Origin of the sequence: Halobellus litoreus (assembly GCF_024464595.1) — an archaeon.
GTDB lineage: Archaea > Halobacteriota > Halobacteria > Halobacteriales > Haloferacaceae > Haloquadratum > Haloquadratum litoreum.
On the sequence record NZ_JANHAW010000001.1, the window covers coordinates 281,033 to 303,102 of the forward strand.

Annotated in this window: 23 protein-coding genes and 1 tRNA gene; 13 read left to right on the forward strand and 11 right to left on the reverse strand. The window is 63.0% G+C overall.

All coding sequences use genetic code 11. The annotated features are described in order from the left end of the window. Window positions 1–459 precede the first annotated feature (459 nt). On the reverse strand, window positions 460–2,196 hold the full coding sequence (locus tag NO360_RS01415; protein ID WP_256305589.1) for a sensor histidine kinase: 1,737 nt from the start codon (window positions 2,194–2,196) through the stop codon (window positions 460–462). A gap of 166 nt (window positions 2,197–2,362) precedes the next feature. On the opposite strand from NO360_RS01415, the gene NO360_RS01420 reads away from it, so the two are divergent. Continuing rightward, entirely contained in the window at window positions 2,363–2,683 is a 321-nt protein-coding gene (locus NO360_RS01420; protein WP_256305590.1) for a DUF5785 family protein, read from the forward strand. 24 nt (window positions 2,684–2,707) lie between these two features. Here the strand turns inward: NO360_RS01420 and NO360_RS01425 are convergent, their stop codons facing one another. The 3 genes from NO360_RS01425 to NO360_RS01435 all read right to left on the reverse strand — a co-directional run bounded on the left by NO360_RS01425 (window position 2,708) and on the right by NO360_RS01435 (window position 6,317). Next, on the reverse strand, window positions 2,708–4,963 hold the full coding sequence (locus NO360_RS01425; RefSeq protein WP_256305591.1) for an amino acid permease: 2,256 nt from the start codon (window positions 4,961–4,963) through the stop codon (window positions 2,708–2,710). Window positions 4,964–5,015: 52 nt separating this feature from the next. Continuing rightward, complete coding sequence (locus NO360_RS01430; RefSeq protein WP_256305592.1) at window positions 5,016–5,531, reverse strand: universal stress protein; 516 nt, start codon at window positions 5,529–5,531, stop codon at window positions 5,016–5,018. A gap of 387 nt (window positions 5,532–5,918) precedes the next feature. Then, complete coding sequence (locus NO360_RS01435; RefSeq protein WP_256305593.1) at window positions 5,919–6,317, reverse strand: DUF7975 family protein; 399 nt, start codon at window positions 6,315–6,317, stop codon at window positions 5,919–5,921. Window positions 6,318–6,531: 214 nt separating this feature from the next. On the opposite strand from NO360_RS01435, the gene NO360_RS01440 reads away from it, so the two are divergent. The 8 genes from NO360_RS01440 (at window position 6,532) to NO360_RS01475 (ending at window position 11,080) form a co-directional block, all read left to right on the forward strand. Next, entirely contained in the window at window positions 6,532–7,170 is a 639-nt protein-coding gene (locus NO360_RS01440) for an adenylate kinase (RefSeq protein ID WP_256305594.1), read from the forward strand. Window positions 7,171–7,342: 172 nt separating this feature from the next. After that, entirely contained in the window at window positions 7,343–8,269 is a 927-nt protein-coding gene (locus NO360_RS01445) for a DUF106 domain-containing protein (RefSeq protein WP_256305595.1), read from the forward strand. Between the two features lie 103 nt (window positions 8,270–8,372). Next, window positions 8,373–8,951 (forward strand): (d)CMP kinase, encoded by a 579-nt coding sequence (gene cmk, locus NO360_RS01450; protein ID WP_256305596.1) that lies wholly within the window; start codon window positions 8,373–8,375, stop codon window positions 8,949–8,951. Window positions 8,952–9,017: 66 nt separating this feature from the next. Beyond that, window positions 9,018–9,902, forward strand: a complete 885-nt coding sequence (locus NO360_RS01455; protein ID WP_256305597.1) for an RNA-guided pseudouridylation complex pseudouridine synthase subunit Cbf5 — start codon at window positions 9,018–9,020, stop codon at window positions 9,900–9,902. A 111-nt stretch (window positions 9,903–10,013) separates the two neighbouring features. Next, window positions 10,014–10,084, forward strand: a tRNA-Pro gene (locus NO360_RS01460). A gap of 194 nt (window positions 10,085–10,278) precedes the next feature. Next, a complete protein-coding gene (locus NO360_RS01465; protein WP_256305598.1) occupies window positions 10,279–10,551 on the forward strand; it encodes a hypothetical protein in 273 nt (90 codons plus the stop codon). Further along, a complete protein-coding gene (locus tag NO360_RS01470) occupies window positions 10,548–10,835 on the forward strand; it encodes a hypothetical protein (protein ID WP_256305599.1) in 288 nt (95 codons plus the stop codon). The genes NO360_RS01465 and NO360_RS01470 overlap by 4 nt, the downstream gene beginning before the upstream one ends. Further along, window positions 10,832–11,080, forward strand: a complete 249-nt coding sequence (locus tag NO360_RS01475) for a hypothetical protein (protein ID WP_256305600.1) — start codon at window positions 10,832–10,834, stop codon at window positions 11,078–11,080. The genes NO360_RS01470 and NO360_RS01475 overlap by 4 nt, the downstream gene beginning before the upstream one ends. A 575-nt stretch (window positions 11,081–11,655) precedes the next feature. Here the strand turns inward: NO360_RS01475 and NO360_RS01480 are convergent. Both NO360_RS01480 and NO360_RS01485 read right to left on the reverse strand, forming a co-directional pair. Further along, window positions 11,656–12,162 carry a hypothetical protein gene (locus tag NO360_RS01480; RefSeq protein WP_256305601.1) on the reverse strand — a complete coding sequence of 169 codons (507 nt, stop codon included), beginning with the start codon at window positions 12,160–12,162 and terminating at the stop codon, window positions 11,656–11,658. Window positions 12,163–12,509: 347 nt separating this feature from the next. Further along, complete coding sequence (locus tag NO360_RS01485; RefSeq protein WP_256305602.1) at window positions 12,510–12,764, reverse strand: AbrB/MazE/SpoVT family DNA-binding domain-containing protein; 255 nt, start codon at window positions 12,762–12,764, stop codon at window positions 12,510–12,512. Window positions 12,765–13,347: 583 nt separating this feature from the next. Between NO360_RS01485 and NO360_RS01490 the strand changes: the two genes are divergently transcribed. After that, window positions 13,348–14,946, forward strand: a complete 1,599-nt coding sequence (locus NO360_RS01490; protein ID WP_256305603.1) for a hypothetical protein — start codon at window positions 13,348–13,350, stop codon at window positions 14,944–14,946. Between the two features lie 288 nt (window positions 14,947–15,234). Next, window positions 15,235–15,561 (forward strand): hypothetical protein, encoded by a 327-nt coding sequence (locus NO360_RS01495; RefSeq protein ID WP_256305604.1) that lies wholly within the window; start codon window positions 15,235–15,237, stop codon window positions 15,559–15,561. A gap of 185 nt (window positions 15,562–15,746) precedes the next feature. Here the strand turns inward: NO360_RS01495 and NO360_RS01500 are convergent, their stop codons facing one another. Both NO360_RS01500 and NO360_RS01505 read right to left on the reverse strand, forming a co-directional pair. After that, window positions 15,747–16,109 carry an Ig-like domain-containing protein gene (locus tag NO360_RS01500; RefSeq protein WP_256305605.1) on the reverse strand — a complete coding sequence of 121 codons (363 nt, stop codon included), beginning with the start codon at window positions 16,107–16,109 and terminating at the stop codon, window positions 15,747–15,749. Between the two features lie 52 nt (window positions 16,110–16,161). Continuing rightward, the gene (locus NO360_RS01505; protein ID WP_256305606.1) at window positions 16,162–17,145 is read right to left on the reverse strand and encodes an HNH endonuclease; all 984 of its coding nucleotides are present in this window, start codon (window positions 17,143–17,145) and stop codon (window positions 16,162–16,164) included. Between the two features lie 190 nt (window positions 17,146–17,335). Between NO360_RS01505 and NO360_RS01510 the strand changes: the two genes are divergently transcribed. Next, window positions 17,336–18,007, forward strand: coding sequence for an SOUL family heme-binding protein (locus tag NO360_RS01510; protein ID WP_256305607.1), 672 nt, complete (start codon window positions 17,336–17,338; stop codon window positions 18,005–18,007). A 104-nt stretch (window positions 18,008–18,111) separates the two neighbouring features. On the opposite strand, the gene NO360_RS01515 is transcribed toward NO360_RS01510, so the two are convergent. Beyond that, window positions 18,112–19,392, reverse strand: a complete 1,281-nt coding sequence (locus tag NO360_RS01515) for a hypothetical protein (RefSeq protein ID WP_256305608.1) — start codon at window positions 19,390–19,392, stop codon at window positions 18,112–18,114. After that, window positions 19,389–20,045 (reverse strand): hypothetical protein, encoded by a 657-nt coding sequence (locus tag NO360_RS01520; RefSeq protein ID WP_256305609.1) that lies wholly within the window; start codon window positions 20,043–20,045, stop codon window positions 19,389–19,391. The genes NO360_RS01515 and NO360_RS01520 overlap by 4 nt, the downstream gene beginning before the upstream one ends. A gap of 185 nt (window positions 20,046–20,230) precedes the next feature. On the opposite strand from NO360_RS01520, the gene NO360_RS01525 reads away from it, so the two are divergent. Next, complete coding sequence (locus NO360_RS01525) at window positions 20,231–20,485, forward strand: hypothetical protein (protein ID WP_256305610.1); 255 nt, start codon at window positions 20,231–20,233, stop codon at window positions 20,483–20,485. Window positions 20,486–20,573: 88 nt separating this feature from the next. On the opposite strand, the gene NO360_RS01530 is transcribed toward NO360_RS01525, so the two are convergent. Continuing rightward, on the reverse strand, window positions 20,574–21,974 hold the full coding sequence (locus NO360_RS01530) for a sulfatase family protein (RefSeq protein ID WP_256305611.1): 1,401 nt from the start codon (window positions 21,972–21,974) through the stop codon (window positions 20,574–20,576). Between the last annotated feature and the right edge of the window lie 96 nt (window positions 21,975–22,070).

Genomic DNA, 22,070 nt, shown 5'->3' on the forward strand with positions numbered 1-22,070 from the left:
TGTCACGAACTCCCGCGAGCACCTCGTGTGCTCGCCACTCGTGAGTGGCGATTTCGGAGACGCTGGGATTTGAGCCCTGCCAGTCGCGCGCAGTGAGGGACGAGCGAGCACGTCTGGCTTCGGTTCAAATCCCAGTCCCACCGCATATTGTCACGAACTCCCGCGAGCCGGGCGACCGGGGGCTCGTCACGAGCGAAGCGACGTGACGGTGAAGACGGGCGACGCAAGGACCGCAGGACGGAGTCAGCGGACCACAGCGAGCCCATCGAGTCGAGAGCGCGGGGGCTTCCAAGGTCTTCTCTGCACCATCCTCGACGACTTCGCTCCTAACTAAACAGTACCTGCCGAGAGAGTAGGGTGTCTGGGAACTCTTGTCACAGCGTTCATTTCACGGTCTCGTACCTGAATCAGCCGTTAGAGTCTGCCTGCGTATTGAGTATATGCGAGCGAATCAGTCTGTTATGAGTTTTCAGCCAGCGGTAATTCGACAGCAAAAACAGCGCCTTCAGGATCGTTATCTTCGATCCAGACTTCACCGCCATAGTGAGTGACCAAGTGCTGGACGAGATAGAGACCAAGACCTGTCCCGGAACTGTCGAGCCCTTTCTCACCCTTCCCAAATATTTCCTCTTTTTGGCCGTCAGGCACCCCAGGGCCGTTATCTGCAATACGGACGGTAACTCGGTCGTCGTGGGATGTCGCTGAGACCGATACTTCGGGAACGTCTTTATCATTATGCTGAACAGCATTCGACAGGAGATTCCGGAACACCGAGTCTAACATCCGGTTGGCCTGGATCTGCACTGATGGCAGCTCCCCCTCAACCATCACGTGTGCGTCCGGATACTCAGCTTCGATCTTGTCGAGTTCTCGGGTGAGCGTGTTGCGAAGGTTGACTTGGTGCTGTTGTTGCGAGTTCTCGCGTGCGAGCATCACATCGGCCATATCGCGTGCTGTTTTGGTCAGTTCAACTGAGTGGTTCGCGCTCTCCCGTACCGTGTTGAGATGCTCAGTCCCTTCTTCGTCAACGTGGTCTGTTAGGATATTGCTATACCCAGTCACTAACTGCAGATCGTTCCGGATATCGTGCCGCAGAACCTGGTTCAGGAGATCGAGGTTGTTGCGTTGTTCTTCTAACTGCTTTTGTGCCTCTTTACGTGTGGTAATATCCCGTATCACGAATAACGTCCCGATTGTCTGTCCAGTCTCGGTAGTGAAATGAGAAGAAGAGATTTCGAGGGTCCGTGTTTCGGTTTCCGTCTCGATATGTGTCTCGAACGACTGTGTGGTCTCTGCTTCCCTCAGCACCTGCTCATCCCTTGTGGATACCAGATCCGAAAACTGCATATCAGTAAGTGGGGTCTCAACGTCAAGCAAAGAACGAGCACTCTGATTGGCGTCGATGATTTCCCCGTCAGTGTCAACAAGCAGATACCCCTCGCTCATATTTTCGACTGTCCGAGAGCGGGCTAACGCCTTCGTGTCAAAAATCTCGTAGCGGAACGCTGCGTAGCCAACCCCTGCCATACCCACGGAGAACGAAGTAGGTGTCAAAATCGTTCCTGGAGTCTCGAACGGAAGGAGTGAGAACGTCTGGGCAACGGACAACAGCATCGGAGCAAAGATTGCGGAGACAAGAATCGCAGTCTGACTCGAACCGAGACTCCGGTCTGTCCAGGTCTGGTAGACGATGTAAGAGAGCCCGACTGTCGCAATAATATAAAACGCGGATAGGTACGAAACATAGAGCGTACTATTCCCGTGTTGGATGACCGAAAACGCACCAAACGAGATAAGATGGGGGTCCTCAAAGAGAACGGGGACAGGTTCGGTGAACAAGAAGACGAACACTGGCGATAACAACACTACGACGACAGAGGCAGTCTTCCAATGCACCCATCTGCGTGCGTCCCCCATCGAGAGTCCGTAGAAGAGGACCGCGGGTGCAGTGGTAAAGGACCCGAAATGGAGCATTTTGTACGCCCAATAGGAGTGAGCGAAGGTGGTCGCAGTTAATTGTAGCAGCGCAAAAAATGTCCAGATAGTTATAGCTGCGGCCAACACGGTAAATGCCATCGCTTGTTTCGTTCGCTCATACTTGTTGAGATAATGTGCGGCGTAGACTGAGGTCAGTACTCCAACCGAGGTTGCTAACACAATAAGGATAAGGGGCAGATAGAATCGGAAACCGTCCATATGTTACTCTAGAATAACTTTCTATAAAAACAGTACTATGACTATCAGGTTATGTGATTCTGCGTCTGGCTGAATTGAGCGATTCCTGATTGGTGTGGGAGGACTTCTATGACACCCTCGCCGAGAGATGCGTAACGGCTTTGCCGTGGCTCCACTACACGCGGGTATGGACTGGCCACACGACCCCGACGGCGAGGAGGGCTCCGAGGGCAGACGCAAGTACGGCCACGCGGTGATCGCCAAGAAGGTCGACGAGGAGGAGGACTTCCCGCTCGACCGCGACGCGTTCGTCGCGGAGTACGGCGACCACCCCGTGCGGCTGGATTACGAGCGCGTCGTCGCCCTCGAGGAGATCTTCGAGCACGTCGAACCCGCGGAGTTCGAGGACTTCGTCGCGTTTCACAAGGCGGTCGGTCGCGCGATGCGCGAGAACGGATACTGGTTCTACGAGGGCGCCGAGCAGTTCGTCGACGCGAACGAAGCCTGAGTAGTCGGTTTAGTCTTTTTTAACTCAGTGTCTCCCGCCGAACAGCCGCTCCCACAGCGACCGTTTCCGTTTCTTCTCGGCGAGTAGCACCGAACACTCGACCTCGTTGAGGACGTCGAGGACGAGCGTCCCGCGGGCGAGTCGCGAGAGGAGGCCGCGTTCCGTCGCGCCGATGACGAGCATCGACGCGTCGGCGGCGTGCCGTTCGATCGCTTCCTCGACGTCGCCGGATTCGACGATCAGATTCGCGTCCGGCAGGCCGTTCTCGGCCGCCCACTCCTCGAGGAACTCTCTGCCCGCCGCCTCGTCGTCCGAGACGTGGAGTAGCGACACCTCAGCGTCGTATTCGCCCCCGAGTGCGCTCGCGATGGCCGCCGAGAGTTCCGAGTCCGGACCGCCCGCGGTCGGCAGCAGGATCTCCGATGGATCGAAGCCGCGGTCCTTCAACACCAGGAAGTCACACGGCAGCGACGCGGCGAGTTCGTCGATCGCGCTCTCGGCGCGCCCCGGCGAACCGTGGGAGCCGGGACCCCAGCCCATCACCGTCAGATCGGCGTCGTAGGTCTTCGCGGCGTCGAAGATGCCCTCGAAGCTCTGGTGTGAGAGCACGGTGTGCGTCTCGATCGGCACGTCGAACGTCTCGGCGTCTTCGCGGGCCTGATCGAGGAGGTCGTGCGACGCCGAGAGGTCCAGTTTCTCGCGAGCCGATTCGAGCGCCGTCTGATCGGGGACTTTCTCGATGTGCACGGCGACGAGCGTGCCGTTTCGCTGCTTGGCGACGGCGCTGGCGAGCGTGATGAGATCGGTCTCGTGCTCGGGGTTCGCGAGCGGGACCATGACGCGGTAGTCGCCGCCGTCAGGCTGAACCGAGGTGGCAGCCGAGACGGCCGCGTCGGGCATCTGCTCGGAGCGGTGGAGGATGTACTTCCCGAGGATCCCCTGTTTCGTGGTCCTGCTGCGGGCGTAGACGAGGTACCAGACGACGGCCGCAGCGGAGATACCGAACGACAGCAGCCGAGCGTTGGGTTCGACGTACGCCAACAGCGCGAACGATAGCACGGTTCCGAGGATCGGCAACAGGGGGAACAGCGGCACCGTGAAGTCCGGTTGGTAGTCTTCAGGAGCGATATACCGCATCGCGATGAGCGCGATGTTGAGCAGCCCGTAGATGATGAGGTGTAGTCCCGAGGCGGCCCCCGAAAGCAACGCGATGTCGCCTACCAAGATGAACAGCAGAATGAGCCCGCCGGTGATGGCGATCGACCGGTAGGGGGTCCCGAACCGGGGGTGGATCTCGTTGAGCGAGGGCGTGACGATCCGATCCCGGCCCATCGCGAAGTTGATCCGCGAGGACGCGAGGATCGAGGCGTTCGCACTGGAGGCGGTCGCGAGGAGTCCGCCGAACAACAACGCACCGCCCATCAGCGCGCCCTGTACCTGGCGGCCGACTTCCACGACCGCGATCGGTTGGGTCTCTCCCGGTGCGATGTCCGTGACGAGGTCGGCGATGAAGCCCTGCGGGACGGCCGCGCTCATCACGACGAGAACCAGCGCGTAGATCACCGTGACGAGGACGACGCTCCCGATGACCGCCCGCGGGAGGTTCTTTCCGGGGTCCTTGATCTCCTCGGCGACGCTCGTGATCTGCACGAACCCGAGGTACGAGACGAAGATGAACCCGGTCGTGCCGAGCGTCTCACCGACCGTGCTGGGTGCGGGGAGGTTCGACAGGTCCGCCTGGAACGTTCCAAGCAGCGTGAACGCGGCCAGGATGGCGATCAGGAGGAGGACGATGACGTTCTGGAGCCGACCGGTCTCTTTCGCGCCGACGTAGTTGACGAAGACGAAGAACGCGCCGCCGACGAGCGCGGCCAGAGTCACCATATCGAGTCCGATTGGACCGATACCCACGGTGCCGCTGATCCCGAAGATCCGGGAGATGTACCGGCCGAACCCGACCATATAGAACGCGCTGGCGAACGCGAGGCCGAGCCAGTTCGCCCACCCGGCAACAGAGCCGAGCAGGGGTCCGAGCGCGTGGTTGACGTAGTAGTACGCCCCACCCGACCGCGGCATCGCGGTCCCGAGTTCGCTGGCCGACAGCGCCGTGAACATCGCGATGATGCCGCCGAGAACGAACGCGATAGAGGCGAACGATCCGGATCGAAGGATGGCGTCGCCGGGGAGGACGAAGATCCCCGCGCCGATCATCGTGCCGACGCCGATCGTGAGCGCGGCGAGGGGACCGAGGTCCTTCGCGAGTTCCTCCTCTCCGCTCACGCGCGGTCACCTCTGTGTGAACGAGACGTGAGGGGGGAGGAGCACGCTCCGCTCACGCGCGGTCACCGCCTGCGGAGTCGGACTCATCGTCCGGGTTGTCGGAGTCGTCGCCGACGGTCGACGAATCAGCGCTCTCGTGCGTCGGGAACACCACGACCGGTATCTCGCTCTCGGAGGTGAGCGCGTCGCGGGTGTCGCCGCTGAAGAAGTCCCACCACGACTTGCCGCCGCGGGGAGTGAATACGATCGCCGTCGCGTCGGCCGCGCCCGCGGCGTTGAGGATCGTGTCGGCGACGTCGGTCCCGTAGTGCAGTTCCGTCTCGACGTCGACGCCGGCGTCTTCGGCCGACGAGCGCACTCGCTCGAAGATCGACTCGGCGATCTCCTCGCGCTGTTCCAGCGGCGCCTTGTCGGGCGCGCCGCCGGCCTTTTCGATCACGTGGACGACGGTCGCGCGCCCGCCCGCCGCGGCGACGTGCGGAAACGCCAACCGCGCCGTTCGATCGGCGTCCTCCTCGTTCGCGACCGGGAGCAGCGGCCGGGCGAATAGTGGTTCGACCTCGCTCATCGATGAGAGGTACTGACGGCGATGATCCGACGCCGTCGGCGCGGTCCGTTCGCCTCGCCGGGGCTGGTCGCCGTCGTTGACGCCGGCTGAGATCCCAGCCGTCCCCGGGACGGGGGCAGATTCGATCTCGACGGGTCGTCGTTCCGGACAGTCATACAGGGCTTCTATGACGGCATCGGGTATAGTGGTTCTCACTCGGATCCGCGAAACGCACCGCTCGCTGTCACCTCGTCACAATAAATAGTACAATAATATCGGTTCGTCAGCACGCGGCAATCGAATTCACGTCCTGTCCGCTCTGAACGGGTCTCGCGACTGTCGGGGACCGCGCGGACACGGTGTCACTCGGCTACCATAGTCTCCCCGCGAGGACGACTACCGGGCTGATCAGACGGCCGCGACCCACGCGCGGTAGTCGTCCTCGCGGTCGTACACGTCCTGAAACACGCGATCGGCGAACGCGGCCAGCCGATTGGCGTCCGAGCGGGCCGTGATCCGGACGTTCGTCGCCTCGGCCGCTTCGGGAGCTTCCAACTGATCGATCCGAAACGCCGGGAAGTCCTCGACGACGTCGTTCAGTCGATCCAGTTCGTCGTCGTCGACGTCGAGGTTGAAGGTGTTCTCGGCGAACTGCACCCACGGCGCGGGCGAGTCCTCGCAGTCGATGTCGGGGTCGTGTTCGGCTTCGAGCGTCAGAAAGGCGCTCGCCCGCGTCCGGTGGGCGGCGATGGCGTCCGCGAACAGTTTCTGTCGCTCTCGGGGCTCCGCGGCGTCGAATCTGGTCATAGTCTCCGTATCTGCCCGCGCCCGTGAAAAGCCGCCGGTCGACGAGGCAGTGGTGGGATCGATGACGACGAACGGTTTCGGGCGACGAACGGCTCTGGACGACGAACGACACCCGGACGGGGTCGACCGGACGTTTCCGGACGGCATACAATGGCGCCCCGACCGGCGGGCGCGTTTCTTCAACGTTATACGGGCGGACACAGACTGGTGCGATATGGGCAAGCACATCCTGCTTCTGGGCCCGCCGGGTGCCGGGAAGGGAACGCAGTCGAAACGACTCGCCGACGAGTTCGGCCTCGACCACGTGACGACGGGCGACGCGCTCCGCGCCAACAAGGGAATGGACATCAGCGAGATGGACACGGAGTACGACACGCCGGGCGAGTATATGGACGCCGGCGAACTCGTCCCCGACGAGGTCGTCAACGCCATCGTCGACGAGGCGCTCTCCAGCGCCGACGGCTACGTCCTCGACGGCTACCCGCGAAACCTCGAACAGGCCGAGGAACTCTCGGAGATGACCGATCTCGACGCCGTCGTCTACCTCTCCGTGGACAACGACGAACTGGTCGACAGACTGACGGGGCGTCGCGTCTGCCCCGACTGCGGTGCGAGTTACCACGTCGAGTTCGAACCGCCCGAAGAGTCGGGCGTCTGCGACGAGTGCGGCGCCGACCTCGTCCAGCGCGACGACGACACCGAGGAGACCGTCCGCGAGCGGCTCCGCGTCTACGAGGAGAACACCGCGCCCGTCGTCGAACATTATCGCGAGGCGGGCGTCCTCGTGGAAGTCGACGGCGAAGGCACGCCGGACGAAGTGTTCGAGGCGATCGCGGACGTCGTCGAGCAGTAAGGCGTCGCAGAGTCGGAACCCGTCGCGGACCAGTACAGCACCGGGACGCTACCGACGCGCGGGGTCTCGGATCGTAGAGGACGAACCGTTCTTCCGGCGCCGTTCCGGGCGCCATACCCTCACGCACGGAGAGTAAAAGGTTCATAACCGATGGGGGGCTATCTGGGAGTAGATGCCACGAATCGAATCGAAGGTTCGCACCCTCGTCTCCGACGACGGGATGCGTGAGGCCGTCGAGACGGTCCTCGACCGGACCGACGACGGCGAGACCGAGGTCAAATGGCTCGACGTGAAAGGCGACATCACGTCCGGCCAGTGGGGTCGCCTCATCGAAAAGGAAGTACTCGTCGAGGGCGAGGAGGGATTCCGCGTGGCCGACGCCGAGGCGACGCGGGCGGGTCTCGAACCCGCGTCGAGTACGACCGGCGGGTCGACGTCGGAGAGCGTCACCGAGGTCCCGGACGACGACGAGTCCTCGTGGTCGACCTACGACAAGGGCGCCGCGCTCGTCACCGTCGGCCTCTTCGTCGGCTACTCGTGGAAGCCGCTCCGCGACCTCATCGGGAACACGATGGACGTCGCGCTCGGGCCGCTCGGTGAGATGCTTCCCTTCTACGCCGTCGTGATGATCCTCGCGCTGGCGACGGGGCTGTACTCGACGCTGCTTCAGGCGAACCTGATGAATATGGACAAGATGTCCGCCTACCAGGAGCGGATGAAGGACATCCAGGAGCGCCGCAAGGAAGCCAAAGAGGCGGGCGACGACGACGCCCTCGACGCGATCCAGGAGGAGCAGATGGACGCGATGGGCGATCAGCTGGGGATGTTCAAAGAGCAGTTCCGGCCGATGGTGTGGATTATGTTCCTCACAATTCCGGTGTTCCTGTGGATGTACTGGGCGATCGGCGTCGGTCAGAACGCGACCGCGCACGTCCCGCTGGATCCGCTGGTGCTCCCGCTCCGCGGCCAAGTCGGGTGGACCGACTCGGTCATCGGGCCCATCCAGGCGTGGATCGTCTGGTACTTCCTCTGCTCGATGGGCTTCACGCAGATCATCCGCAAGAGCCTGAACATCGACATCTCGCCGACGACGAGCTGATCGGGGACGCGGCTCAAGATCCAACGACGACCCGGTGGGCCGTTCTCGCTCACCGACGGGGCGCAAAGACAACCTCTTTTACTCGCCTTCCCGCAGGGAGAGTATGTTGTTGACCGTCTCTGGCCCGCCCGGGGCCGGCAAAAGTACGACCGTGAATGCGCTCGCGGACGCGTTCGGCCTCGAACACGTCAGCGGCGGGGACATCTTCCGCGAACTCGCCGACGAGCGCGGGATGTCTGCCGTCGAATTCAACAGACTCGCCGAAGAAGACGACCAGATCGACCGCGACCTGGACCGCCGGCTCCGGAACGTCGCCCTCGAACGCGACGACGTCCTCTTAGAATCCAGACTGGCCGGCTGGCTCGCCGGCGACGCCGCCGACCTCCGCCTGTGGCTGGACGCGCCGATCGGGGTGCGGGCCGAACGGATCGCCGAGCGCGAGGACAAGTCCGCCGAGACCGCGCTCGAAGAGACCCGCGCTCGCGAAGAGAGCGAGGCCCTCCGGTACCAGGAATACTACAACATCGACATTTCCGACCTCTCGATTTACGACGTGGTCCTGAACACCGCCCGCTGGAGCGAGGCGGACGTCCCGGACATCCTGACCGCCGCGGTCGAAGCGTACGATCCGGCGGCCGACGAGGGCAAGTACCCCGTCGAGGGCGTCAGCTACGACTTCTGAGATGGTGGGAGTCTCGTCGACACGGCACAGACTTCGGACGTCGACGCCCGGGGGCGGTGTCTGAGGATGCCGACACTCCGTGATTCGCCCGAGGAGCGGTCGGTCGACGACCTGCTATCGTTCGGCGTCGTCAACCTGGACAAGCCGCCGGGGCCGTCGGCCCACCAGGTGTCGGCGTGGGCGCGGGACCGGGCGGGCGTCGACCGCGCCGCCCACGCGGGGACGCTCGATCCGAAGGTGACTGGCTGTCTCCCGATCCTGCTCGGCGACGCGACCCGTCTCGCACAGGTCTTTCTCGAAGGCACGAAAGAGTACGTCGCGGTCTTGGAACTCCACGGGCCCGCACCCGCGGACCTCGACGCCGTGCTCGCGGAGTTCGAGGGCGAAATCTACCAGAAGCCCCCGCGAAAGAGCGCCGTCGCGCGTCGGCTCCGTACCCGAGAGATCCACGACCTCGAACTCCTGGAGGTCAGCGAGCGACAGGCCCTCCTGCGAATCCGTTGTGAGAGCGGGACGTACATCCGGAAGCTCTGTCACGACATCGGCCTCGCCGCGGGGACCGGCGCGCATATGGGTGACCTTCGACGGACCGCGACCGACCCGTTCGACGACAGGGACCTGGTCTCGACGGCGGACTTCACGGACGCGCTCGTCTTCGCCGAGGAGGGCGACGAAGGCCCGCTCCGCGAGGTCGTCGCGCCCGCGGAGCGGGCCTTACGACACCTGCCGCGACTCACCGTCGCGTTCTCCGCGGCCGAACAGGTCGCCGAGGGCGCACCGGTGTACGCCCCCGGCGTCGTCGACGCCGACGAAGGTGTCGCCGACGCCGACGAAGACGCCCTCGTCGCCTGTTTCACGCCCGACGACTCGGCCGTCTGTCTCGGTCGGCTGGTCGGCGATCCGACCGCGGAATCGGGCGAGGCCGTCGCGCTCGAACGCGTTCTCGTCTGACGACTGTGCGGGCGTCGGGCCCGACTGTCCGCCTCCGTGAGAACGAGTCACCCCCCGCACGAGGAAACGAAGGACTTAACGGTTCCACTCGCCTCCGATCGAATGCACAACGGGACCGTGGGGTAGTGGTATCCTCTGCCGATGGGGTCGGTAGGACCTGAGTTCGACTCTCAGCGGTCCCATTGTATTTTTCCACAACATCATCCGATAACAGCAGATATAGCTGTAAGAAACGGAGGTGTGTCCGCGTGACGGCGCTCGATTTCGCGGCACAACGTGAGGCGAACTCGGTGAGCAGTTCGCCGTCGCGTCTGACCGCTACGACGTCCGAGACAACATCCGCACGATCGGCCTCTACGTCGAAGAGAAGCGGAAGATGTCGAATCGACCGGTGAAAACCGGCCAAGACGAGTTCGCGACGGCGCGGTTGCCGCCGGGAGACGACGAGGAGGCGATCGTCGCGACCGGCGAAACCGCACAGGAACCACACGAAGTACTCGGGGGTACTCCGGACGCACCGGAGGCGACGGTGAAAGGCGCGTTCAGAGAACACGTCAAGGACGCTCACGCCGATCACGGAGGCAACGGCGAGCACTCGGTGGCGGAAGTGAAAAACGCCCGCGATGCGCTGCTGGAGGGCTCACGATGAGCACCCAGAACGCGCTGTCGGAGTTCGGTGGGGGTATCGAAGCAGACACTGAGGAGTGGCGTGATGCAGTCGTGTCAGACTCGAAGAGTGGCTACCTCGTCGACGTTGCGACGCAGAACCCGGTGAACGACGCCCAGCGGTTGAAATTCCTCTGTTGTCCGGCGTGCGGCGAGCAGTGGCTGCGCGAGTGGCGGGACGCGCTGAACGACCCGCTGGCACGGCATCTTGTCGAGGCACACGGACCGGCAGATTTCGGGCTCTCGGAGCGAGGTGAACACCGATGAGTCGATCGCAACGCGTGGTCGGGGCGGCACCGAACGTCGATCTTCGCGAAGCGAGCGACGAGACACCGTTCGAGCGCGACACCGACGCCCGGCGCGTGATCTCCTGCTACTGGTGCAACTGCGAGGAGTCGGCGACAATCCTGGCCGAACCGGGCCGGACGCGACGGTGGGAGCACGAGCGGTCGAATCCGTCGCACGTGGTGGAGTACTGGCGGGAAGACAGCGACACGAATCCGGAGATCTGAACGATAGCAACGACACAATCCGACGAGAGCGACGCTGAGGCACCGAGTGGGAAGATCATCACGTGTGCGGTTTACGGGAACATCCACCTGAACGACGCGCCGTGTAAACCGTGGTGGTGGGCCTGATGCCTGAGAGCCCTGCGAGGCGATCGGCGGGCGACTGCCGTACGGAGCGAGCGACTGCGGACTGTGCGACAGCGAGGAGGGCGAAGAAAATGTCTGAAAACGAAGATGCGAGACTCGGAGGAGCTACCGCTCAGTGTGTAGATAGCACCGAGTGGTCGTTTTATCAAAGGGAGGTGTGGGAAGGAGTTCCCGCTGCGGTGGTTGTGTCAGTGGCACACTCCCAGGTAAACAGTCGTTCTGACTGCTCATCAACCCACATTGTCACCCAGATACTCTGTTTGATAAATCAAGTGAATCACCGGCCAAGTCCAAATTCAGATGTAGGAGAATCTGGACAGCAACCACTGGTTACTGACGGTGGGAGAGTGAGTCTCGGAGACGGGGTAGATTGTCTGTCGGTCTCGATGGAGGAGCCTAACGAACTGGTGGCTTTTGAACCAGAAACCCGATCACTCGAGATATCCCTGATCTTCGAGCTCGTCATACGCAAATACGTATTCGACGAGGCAGCCGAAATAGGGATATTGGTTGACGTAGTTGGTTGTCCAGGACAACGGCTCAGTCTCTCCGAAGCCGTCCAGTACCGACACGATTTTTGGAGTGTGTTGGTCGATCACCCCGACAGCCTCGTCGATATCCAGCTCGTCGGTCGTATCCGAGTCTGTGTCGTGTGTGTCAGACTCCCATGCCGTTTGGACTTGGGCCAAGGAGTTGATCGAGCCGTGGTACTTGCAGTAATCCCGGACGATTGGTTCGATGGCTCCGAGAAGATCCGACTCATCGTCGAATCTGGTCTTCTCGACTGCGAGGTCACCGCTCGCTACGGCGTTCGTGAGATCGGACGTGACACGCTCGACTGTCACATCGTCTGGCCGGTCTAGCTCCGTGAACGATGTCTCGGTGCCGTTCGACAACCCGAGGCCGTCTCGGATCCTATCAGCGAGGTTGAATGGCACGCGTCAAACATACAAAGTCGCGTATTTTTGTTTTGGGGACTTCATTTCGGAACTGAGCGCCTCTCACCACTCCTATGGTACGAGAACTGTTGGAATCTGATCGCCGAGCCAGATGGCAGTCTTTCTGAGGAGTCCCTCGACGGCGGTTCAGCGGAGGTGTTGGTGTCTTGATTGAACTACCTGGAGACTGAGTCTCGCAGGCCGACGAACGGCTGCAGTCGCTCGTGTTCCTCACTGCGGTCGGGGCGACGACGCTCGGATTCGAGCGCGGCTGTCGCGTTCTCTTTCAATCAGTCCTCGAGCTTCGCGAGGGCAAACAGAAAATCGCTCTCGACGTACGTCCCGCGTCAGGCCTCTTCCTCGTCGCGTTCGGCGGCGACCTCGCGGGCCGCTTTCGAGCGCGCTTCGGCTTTGAGCTCGTCGACGTCTTTGCCCGCCAGGGCGTCGCCGACCGCCTCCTCGATCGCGGCGAGAGGGTCCTCGGCGACGGGGAACAACGCGACGTGCGAGGGGAGTTCGACGATGCGGTATTTCCGGCCGTGTTTCTCCCGGATCTCCTTGGGGAGGTAGATCGGGCCTCGCTTGTCGGCCTTCGACGTCACACACGCGGGTCGTCTCGTACAAACAAAACTATTCCCGTATTTCGACTACTTTCCCCGTATCGTCTCGCGGGCCGAATCTACCGGCTCGACCCGTCCTGCGAATCCGCGTCGTCGATCGTAGTGCAGAGACAGCGAGTATCGGCTCTGGTGAAATCCTCAGTCGCTGATCGTTTGTTGCGGTCGTGCTGAATACAGAGTTCGTATCGGTCATCGATCGGTTTGTCGCAACATCATAAATATAAGAAAGCTTATGATAACGGATGCCCTTTACTCTTCGATTATGCATTCACGAAAACGAGACAGTCACGCATCCGGGACGTCACGTGCTCCTATCAGTCGACGAAAGCTCCTCGCGGTAAGCGGTATCGTTGCGTTCAGTGGGCTCAGTGGATGTCTGGGTAGAGTGGCCTCGGCGGTAACGAATACGGGGGCATCGCCTGCGGCTGTGTTTGCGGGGGGTGGTGGAGGCCGTGCTGCGCTGACGGTGCCCCGAGTCGTTCGATTGACGCCGACGTTTTCCGCCGATCTGGGCGGAGTCTCTGGCGAGGTTGAACTGGAGGGATGGGTCACTGCCGCGTCTGTTATGACGTCAGACTACAACTCGTCGCGGAGTAACAAGCCTTCAACGCGGTCGGCCGACGATGACGCTGATGCCGATGGCGTGGACGACGGGACTGCTGCGGCACCGGCGAACTACAATAACACGCGGAGCAACCGGTCTACCGCTCGGCCGCCAGAAATCGTCGACGACGACCTCGAGGAGGACGACGAGACGTTCCGAGTCGTATCTCGGTTAGATAGCCGATTGAAAGAGGCGACTGCGGCGGCCTGGGCAGCGATATCGAAACGCAGCGCTCGAACAGGTCGAAATCCAAAACTGGATAAACAAGTATCTGCCGCGATGGGTGATATGGACACGGCGCTCGCGGAGCTTCGAGCGGCGTTGCAGCGGTGTTCCAGTGAGTCCTGTGTCGTGGCCCTGGGAAACGTTGCTGACAGAGAAGCCGACCTCGCACGAGCGAAAGGATACATCGAAAACGAGGAATGGGCTGCGTTTGGCCTCAGAGGTGGAGATGACAATGATATCCTCGTTGGGGATTACCTCCTCCCGCCAGCGACGTTCGACCCGGCGGGGGCGTACAGCGCAGGCGAACAGGCTGCACTCTATCGGTATCTCGACGGGGACGCGGTCGTTGCTGAGCGAGTCACGGTGTGTCTGCCTGATGCAGAGGTGCCCGGTGGAAACGGTAGTCTCAGAGCTGGCGTGACGCCGAAGCGAATCATAGATTACCTCACGGGCCACGGGGGAGGTACGGACCATTCGTGGGGCGGGCGTATCAATGCGGCTGCCGACGGAGGGGGTGATTGCGACGATGAAGACCCGGGGAATTACCCGGGGGCGGTCTGTGGATCTTCACCGCACTTTGTGGCCGAGGTCACAGGGCCAGTGACGAGTGGGGGGTCGCTTGAAGGGGTTCGAGCGAGTGACGGAACGCTGGTGGTGATGACTACAGGGCCTACGTCAGAGAGTGGTCCGTCGGTACTGGTCTGCCCGGCTGACGGTGAGGCATACGAACCCGCGAACTTACGGTCGTGGGGGGCTCGCTCAACGTCTCCGCCGACGCAGCTGACGCAACAGGGGCGGATTCAGGATGTGACCGTCGCACAGGTGCAGGTTCAGCCGCCGGGGTGCCCACACCCAGTCTCGGCACTGTTCTATGTTGGTCGTGGAGAGAGTGACGGACAGCTCATCTACTCGGGTGGGTGGGTCATCGACGACGCAGCGCTGTACGAGACAGCTTCGACGGTGTTGTCGATGGCCGGACCGACGCAGGTGGTTGGTATCGAGTGTTGCTTCGATTACTCGACCGACGCTGATGGGGATGGATTCGGTGACGTGGTGAAGCGGTCGGTGTCTGGTGAGCGTGCTTGGCGGGGGGCGCGGCTCGATACCGGCACTGTGGGTGAGTTGGTGGAGAAGGGCGTCCTCACGGACGGTGGAAAGCAGGGGAACGACCCCGTCGTACGAAAGAAACCGGGTCGAACGTCAGAAACAGATGGGGAGCCATTCATCACGCACCTTGCGCTGGATGCTCCCGTGCTCCACCTCGTGAATGCCGCGAACGCATCGAACGAGGTGAAGTTCAAAGCGGGAGCCGAGTTATCGAAGGCGGTGAACTGAGGGCGTTCAGCAGTTCTCTCGTTGCTCGGCCCTGTTCAGATAGATTCTACTGACCGGTTGAAACCCGCATCCATTGATACTTTGTTGAGGCCGTGCTGAACACATCTCCTGTATTCAGCACGCAGTTCCTATCTGGTGGTGAGGGTTTCAACAGTGCCTCTAAAACAGAATGCGCTGAGAACGAACCCAGTCAACACTCATCGGTTCGGTCACCGACCGGAGAGTAGAGCGCACCCACTAGCTGACACCACAGACATAAGATTCCGAACACACAACGCCCTAAAATGAATGGTGGATTACCATTTCCGCGACATCGTCCAGAACTCGAAAGAGCTCAAAACGTTCGACGACGGTGTGCTCGTCGGCCGCGGCTGGCAGGCGATGTGTAAGACCTGTTCGACGGTCCACGAGACGGATCACTCGGAGTTCGACGTGCCGATAACGACATTCGACAACGGAGAAAAGCACATTCCGATCGACGAGGAGGTCTTTCGATTCGTCGCAGAGATGCGTGCGTGGAATTGCTGTCACGAGGGAACGGAGCCGTACGATGGGTTTCCAGCGGCCCCAGATGCCCCCTACGGAATCGAATTGGGTTCGTCCCACAGAGAGTGAGAGAACTCTTCGCAGCGCCGAGGAAAGACGGCGCGGCGACCTCAACGACTTCCACCAGCGCGTATCTGCAGGGAATGAGCGGGCGTCGTTCGAGTTGATGCTGAAGAAGGTGACCCCGGCCAACTGTCACGTTCAGTACACCCTCGGGAGAATCGGCGGACATCTCACAGCCATCTACCGAGGGCTCACGCTGCACGCCCTCGGTTCAACTCGACTGCTCCATCGCTGTCGATGAAAACGTCCAGCTGATTGAACCATTCCTCGGACCGGAACTCCCTGGCGAATACGACATCGCCGTCCATTTGAACCGTGATTCGATACTGACCGCTCTTCCAGGGCATCTGACCGAGTTGAGCGGTCCCCTCGGTCGCTACCTCAACTGTGTTTGCCACGGCCAGTTTCTCCCGCTGGACAGCCCAGACCGTCACTGTATGAGTACCATCGTCTTGATTGACCACGAGCATCGTTATTGGATCTCCCGGCCCTCCGGTACAGCCCGCGAGAGGTAGTAGGCTCGCTACGGTGGCGAGGTACTGACGGCGTTTCATACTGTGGTGATGCGATGTCAAAATCAAAAACCCACGCTTCGGTCAAACCAGTCTACACCCACTCTAGCGACGCGTTGTGCTGGCTGATGTATCCGGGATCAATACGCTCGGCGACGCGAGGCACACGCTCGCTAGCCTGATCGAGGATCGTTCCGTTGAGAAGATCACTCTGAGTCTCGAACTCGGGGTTCACCCGCAGTCGGTAGTCCCGATCAAAAGTGAATAGCCCCCGATCGAAGGCTGCGTGGTGGGTCTTACTCAACGGCAGAACGTTCTCCAGATCAGCACGGTGATCCGGATAGTCACTCCACGGGAGGACGTGCGCCACGTCGATCAGGCCCGGATGATCGACGCCTGAAATCGGACAGGTGCGGTCGTACTGCGAGAGCACCGTCGCGCGAAACTCGGGATCGACGGCGCGGGTGTACGCAGTCGTCTCGTACGTCGCGGCCGTCAGCGCGTCGTCGATCTCCGGCGTCCAGTCCGAATCGGCCCAATCTGAGACGGCGTCGTCGACGAAGGCGCGACCCGCGTCAGTCAGCGCGTATTCGTCGCCTCGCTTCTCGATTAGCCCCATACTCTGGAGCCAGTTCACCCGCTGGCGGGCCATATCAGTCCGCTCGGGGTTCCAGCCCAACTCGGGATGCGTCTGCAACTGCTGCGCGGAGATCTCGGCGAGCGTCATCGGTCCTGCTGAGAGCGCATAGAGGAGGCTCCGCAGGCCGACGTTTCGGTCACACATAATCCGGAGCAGCGTCGCGGTATCGCCCTGCTGGACGTACTCGACGCCGGCGTCGCCGAGTTCCCAGTGGTCGATGGTCTCCCGGAGGAATCCGACCTGCTGGAGGTAGCTGACGCGCCGCATAATCGAGTCGCGGCTGGAGACGTTCGCGAAACTCCCGCGGTGCCAGCCGACGAGTTCGTCCGTCGTCGGCTGGTGTGCCTGGACGAAGTTCAAAATCGCATCGAGGGTGTCGACGTAGCGTGTCCCCCCGCCGAACATCGGGACGATGCTGCGGAGCCGATCCGTGGGCATACACGGGCCTGACAGCGGGGAGGGATGATTCTTTCTCTGAGACCGTTCTCGTCCGAGGGACGGTTCGCTGTCGATGCGGTAGTATTGGTCAAGCAGATCTAAAAGACGCTCCGAGTCTGTAGTAGGTCGTCGGAACTCTCGAAGGAAGCGGTGGGCGTGCTTTCATCTTCGTGAACAGCGTAGGTCGTCTATGGTGCAACGGAAAACGGTCGCCCTCGGTCTCGTGGCGCTTCTCGGAATCGGGGCCGCCAGTCGCAGATACCGCCAAGACCGGACGACGCCACGAGTCGAGTACGAAACAGTCTCCAGGATCGGCGACATCGAGATCCGTCGGTACCCTCCAACAGTCATCGTCGAGACCACTGCCCCCAGTGAGAACGCCGCCTTTCGGCGTCTATTCAGATACATCTCCGGTGAGAACAGAAGCGCGACAGAGGTGTCGATGACCGCCCCTGTCGAGAGCGACGCCGGCGAATCAGCCTCGATGACGGCCCCGGCCGACTCCGAATCTGTAGCGATGACCGCACCCGTGGAGTCAGAGACAACTGGCGAAGGTGTCCGGATGGCCTTCTACCTGCCGGGAGCGCACGATTACGACTCGGCACCTCGGCCGACTGCTGATTCGGTGCGTCTCGTCGAGCAGCCGGGTCGCACGCTCGCCGTCATCGGCTTCTCGTGGTGGGCCACCGACAGCCGTGTCGAACGGAAGACGCGGGAGTTGCGCTCGCAACTCGCCGCGGCCGACACGTCGTTTGAAATCGTCGGTGCACCGGTGCTGCTGCGTTACGAGGGGCCGTGGGTCCCGCCGTTCCTCCGGACCAACGAAGTCGCGGTTCCCGTCCGACGGACCAGTTCAGTCTGACCGACACGGAACCAGAGATCGACCTCGGTGCGTGTGCGACATCGACTAACAGCAGCATCGGGACACGTCGCCCGATGGCTCCGAACCGGAGACCGACGGAGTAGCTATTCGAGCCGTTCGACGACGAACGCGGCCGCGGCGGGAACGGCGCGCGCGTAGAGCTCGACCCAGGCGAAGTCGCCTTCGACGCGTGGGGGGTCGGCGTAGTGGTCCTCGATGAGCTCGGTGACGTACTCGAAGGTCCCGAGGGTCGGTCGAACGATCTGTGCGGCCATTCGCGGATGTTCGCCCTCCCCGATGGCGGTGATCGCTTCCCGCGCCCGGTCCGCGGTTCCCGAGACGGACGCGGCCGTCAGTTCACCCTGATATGCGCCGTCACGGATTCCGTGTATCGTCGCTCGGAGCGCTTCGATGCCAGCCAGGATCTGCCCAGCGTCGATGACGGCGGCCGCGAACTGGCCGTCGTCTCGATGCTCCCGCGCCTCCTCGGTCTTCGCCTCGACGTATCCGCTGGCCCGTCTGAACAACCACCGGCCCGCCGTTCCCTCGAGGTCGGCGCGGAACGGTGGTTCCTCGCGGTCGAGGAAGTCGCTAACGGCCGAGCGTGTGCGAGAAGCCGCGTATTCGAGGCGTCTCGACGCGTCGATCAGCGCTGTCCACTGCGGGGCCGTCTCGGAGCGCTCGCTCAGGTACGCGTCCCGCAGTCGACGGGCGTCGGCGAGCGTCGCACGGGCGAGTTCGACGCGGCCGACGGCGTCCCCGGCTTGGAACGGACGGGCGACCGGATCGGACGGATACGCCGGGGCAGGGCGGACGCGTCGGCGACAGTCCCCCAGCAGGCCTTCTATCGGTGCGTGCGCGAGCACCGCCTCCAACGACGACGACGCGCGGTACTCGTGGCCGGCGGCGAACGACCCGAGCTCGTCGCGCACTCCTTGCCGCCGTTCAATGACCGCCCCCGCGTCGCCGTCGCCCGTCGCGGCGCGGTACGTTCCCAGAACGCACGCGGCCTCCTTCCGCCGCTCGCGCCATACCGAGAGTTCCTCGGTCGGCCAGGACTCGCCCGGTTCGTCGTCGAGACGGTCCGCGGCAGATTCGCGATTCGATCGGACCTCCTCGGCGACGGCCCCGTTCGGCACGGACGGCTCGGACGGGACCGCCGCGAGCAACTCACGGGACCGCTCGCGGTGCGCGTTCACCGGGTCCGTGGGAACTGCGATCGGGAACGGGGATTCGGGCCACGCGAGCGACCCGATATCGTCAGTCGACAGCGACACGTCCGCGTCGTCTGACTGGTCGTTTCCGAACGGCAGGGCCGCACACCCGGCCAGTCCGGAGACGCCGACGGCTCCGAGTCCGGCGAGCACGTCGCGACGCGACCTCATTCGCCGCCACCCCCGCCAGCGGGCGTCACCGTCGCGTTAAAGTACTCCCCGCGGGGAGAGGGCCGGCAGGAACTCGACATCCCGCGACCCATCCCCGAGGACTGCTCGGCGGCGACGGGCAGCCGAATCGCGAATCCGACGGTGTGGGTTTCCTCGACGCTACATTCGACGTCGGCAGGGCGGTGCGTTCGGCAGAAGTCGGCGTGCGGGTGGAGGTCGTCGCGTTTCAGCTCGTCCCACTCGACGGTCGCCGATCGGAGGCGGATCTCGTAACAGGCCTCGACGGGCATCGAGAGGAGGTACACCGACGACGAGTCGAAGTCCGTCTCCGTGACGAACGAACGGAGTCCCTCGGCCTCTTGCACGTCGCCGAAGGTGAGTTCGGCGAGACCCCCCTCGGCGACGACGACGCTTCGACCGTGACGGGCGTACCGACCGCGCCCCTCGTCGCTGGGCGTCGGCAACTCCGCTCCTTGGGCGAACAAGACGGCTCCGTCCTCGTTGCGGACGCGGCGCGCTTCGTAGTCCTCGATCCTGTTCCGATCGCTCCGGCGGTCGATCATCGGGAGGTCAGCCTCGCTGGAGCACCCGGCGAGTGCGGCGATCCCGGATGCGGCCGTGAGGAGGGCTCGGCGGCGGGTCAGGGAGGGCATCACCGCCCACATCGGGGAGCGGTGTGAAACGTTTTCTGGAACTGCCGGTCCTGTAACCACGCCGAGGAGGACGCAGATTCGTTCTCGATTCGGCGAACAGGTAACTCGGCTTCGCCAGTGGGTTCATCGTGCGAGCGAGGATTCGAGTGGTAACTGTTACCTAGAGGCGGGTCGACAGGGACGGTATGAGTGTTTCAGCCGCGGTCGGCGAGGGGAGCGCGGACGGCTGTACGCTGTGCGGAGACTCGAACGCACCGGAAACCCGCCAGGGGAAACGGCTCTGCCGCCCGTGCGTGCGAAAGCTCAGCAGTTCGGAGTTGCTCGGAGCGGTGTCGTCCGACGACGACCGAGCGCCACCGGACGCCGACGCCGTTCCCGATCTCGGCGCACGGGACGGGGTGGAGCACATTGAGGAGAATCGGTACCTCGTCGTGATCTGAACGCGTCGGGTCAGAACGCCGGGGGAGAGACACGTATCAGCCGAGGCCCGATGCCCCGATTAGCAGACCGTCGGGTCGCGCCACCCGGCTACACGCCCTCGAAACCGTCTTTGAACGAGTTGTATCCGGACGGCCCGCGCTCGGCGACGCGCCGGAGGGGGTCGACGCTGCCCGTCCGGTGGCGCTCCGCCCAGAGGATCAGCTCCTCTTCGAGCGAGTCGACGAGGTCCGGACGGTCCGCCGCCAGGTCGTTCTGTTCCCAGGGATCGTCGTTCATCTCGTAGAGCTGATACTCGGGAAGGACGCCGTCCCACATCCCGGGGTGGTACGTCCGGACGAGCTTCCAGTCGGGCGTCCGGATCGCTCGCTGGGCGGTGTAGAGACCGTGATCGAACACGATGGCGTCGCGCCCCGCCGCGTCCGACGATTCGACGATCGGGCGCAGCGACGCGCCCTGCCAACGCGCCGGCGGCGACTCGCCGAGGTAGTCCGCGATTGTCGGCGCGAAGTCGACGTTCGTGATCAGGTGCTCGCGAGTCCCTTGTTCGATCGGCGTGTCGGCCGGCGGCTTGACGATCATCGGGACGCGCTGGGTGCCGTCGTGGGTGCTCCAGTGCTCGCGGTAGAGGCCGTGCTCGCCGAACTCCTCGCCGTGATCGCCCGAGAGGATGATCAGCGTCTCGTCGTACTGGCCGGTGGATTTGAGATATTCGATGAGTCGGCCGACGTGGTGGTCAGTGTAGCGGATCTCGGCGTCGTACGCGGAGATCATCTCGTTGAGATCACCGCGCGTCTCGATACCCTCCTGGGACGCGCCGCGGAGCGTGTCCCACTCGCGGTGTTCCGCGAGTTGCTCCTCGGTCGGGTGCGGCGGCAGCGGGGTGTCGCGGAACCGCTCGATCTCGTCCTCGGAGCGGTTGTACGGCGCGTGCGGGTCCCAGTACTGGGCGTACAGGAAGAACGAGTCGCCGTCGACGGATTCGAGTTCCTCGATCGCGGTGTCGGTGACCGTCTCGGCCCGCGGCGTCTGAAACGAGACGTGGCCCCACTCGACGGTCATCTCCTCGTCGGGCTCCTGGGGCTGTCTGAACGTGTGCCAGACGTGGTAGAACCACGGCGCGGGGTGCCGCGGGAACGACGAGACGCCGATGGTCGGGATTCTGTTCTGGAAGAACAGTTCCGGCAGCGTCCACCAGGGTCGCCCCGGTTGATTCTCGGTCCACGATCCGGCCCAGTCGGTGCGGTTCTCGGGGCGGTCGATCCGCTGAGACTGCTGACCGTGAGTCTCGACGCCGTTGGCGATCCCGAACCGACCGGAGGTCAGGGCCGCCCGCGACGGCATACACGGGGAGTTCGCGACGTACCCGCGCTCGAACGCGACGGCGTCGTCGAGGAGTTCGTCGATGTTCGGGGTGGTCGGCCCCGCGTAGCCGTAGCCGCCGACGTGGTCCGCCCGGAGTGAGTCGATGTCGATGAAGAGGACTCGCATACCGCCAGCTACCACTCCCGCGATCCGGATAGGTTTTCGGGAGGGTGCCGGCGACCAGGGACGGTCTCCGAGAGCCCGTCGGCGACCCGGGTGTCG